Annotated in this window: 1 protein-coding gene; it reads right to left on the bottom strand. The window is 70.1% G+C overall.

Features of this window, described 5'->3' with window-relative positions; genetic code table 11:
- Positions 1-1634: DNA mismatch repair protein MutS (gene mutS / locus DYI24_RS26235; RefSeq protein ID WP_164574387.1), on the bottom strand; the 1634-nt coding region annotated here is incomplete at both ends.

The following is a 1634-nucleotide window of genomic DNA, read 5'->3' on the forward strand; positions in this document are numbered from 1 at the left end:
GGGCCCGGCAGCACCTCGTGCAGGAACACCACTTCGCCGCGCCATTCCTTGACCCGCACCGTGGCGTTGAACAACCGCGGCAGCTTGGCCGACAGCGCGGTCAGCTCATGGTAGTGCGTGGCAAACAGCGAACGGCATCTGTTTTGTTCGTGCAGATGCTCGATCGCCGCCCAGGCGATCGACAGGCCGTCGAACGTCGCGGTGCCGCGGCCGATCTCGTCGAGGATCACCAGCGCCCGCTCGGACGCCTGGTTCAGGATCGCGGCGGTCTCGACCATTTCGACCATGAAGGTCGACCGGCCGCGGGCCAGATCGTCGGCGGCGCCGACGCGCGAGAACAGCCGGTCGACGATGCCGATCCGCGCCCGGCTCGCCGGCACGAAGCTGCCGACCTGGGCGAGCAGTGCGATCAGCGCGTTCTGGCGCAGGAAGGTCGACTTACCGGCCATGTTCGGACCGGTCAGCAGCCAGATCTGACCGCTGGTCTGCGCCGGGCCGGGCGACAAATCGCACGCATTGGCGATGAACGGCTCGCCGGCCTTTTTCAGCGCCTGCTCGACCACCGGATGCCGGCCGCCTTCGATCGCAAAGCTGAGCGACTCGTCGACCTCCGGTCGGACGTAGTTGTCGTCGCTGGCGAGCTTGGCGAGCGCGGTGGCGACATCGAGCAGTGCGAAGGCGTGCGCGGCGGCGCGCAGGTCTTCGCCGGCGGCATCGATCATCGCCGCGAGGCGGTCGAAGATTTCCAGCTCGAGCCCGAGTGCGCGATCGCCCGCATTGGCGATCTTGGCTTCGATCTCGCCGAGTTCGGCGGTGGTGAACCGCACCTGGCCGGCCAGCGTCTGGCGATGGATGAAGGTGGCGTTCAGCGGTGCCGCCATCAGCTTGTCGCCGTGCTGCGCCGAGACTTCGACGAAGTAGCCGAGCACGTTGTTGTGCCGGATCTTCAGCGCCTTGATGCCGGTGTCGTCGGCGTAGCGCGCCTGCATCGAGGCCACCACCAGCCGCGAGGCGTCGCGCAGCTTGCGGGTCTCGTCGAGCGCTGGCTCGTAGCCTTCGCGCACGAAGCCGCCGTCGCGTTTGAGCAGCGGCAGATCGTCGGCGAGCGCACGGCCGAGCTCGGCGCACAGGCCGCGTGAGGGGCGCTGCAGCGCCGCCATCGCACTCGCGATCTCCTGCGGCGGCGTGGCGAGCTGGCCGAGCTGCGCCAGCACCTCGTCGGCGGCGCGGATGCCATCGCGCAAGTTCGCCAGGTCGCGGGGGCCACCGCGGCCGAGCGACAGCCGCGCCAGCGCACGCGCCATGTCGGGCGCCGCACGCAGCGAGCTGCGGATCTGTTCGCGCAGTCCCGAATCCGCCGTGAAGGCTTCGACCGCGTCGAGCCGCCTTGCGATGGCCGCCGCATCGGTCATCGGCGCGGCGAGACGCTGCGCGAGCAGGCGCGAGCCTGCGGCCGTGACGGTGCAGTCGATCGCGTCGAGCAGCGAGCCGCGGCGCTCGCCGGCGAGCGTGCGGGTGAGTTCCAGATTGGCGCGGGTCGCCGGATCGATCGCCATTGTGGTGCCGGCGGCTTCGCGCGACGGCGGCGACAGCGGCGGGCGTTTGCCGAGCTGGGTGCGATCGACATACGTCAC

The organism is Rhodopseudomonas sp. BR0C11, assembly GCF_010820945.1.
Taxonomy (GTDB): Bacteria; Pseudomonadota; Alphaproteobacteria; order Rhizobiales; family Xanthobacteraceae; genus Rhodopseudomonas; species Rhodopseudomonas palustris_H.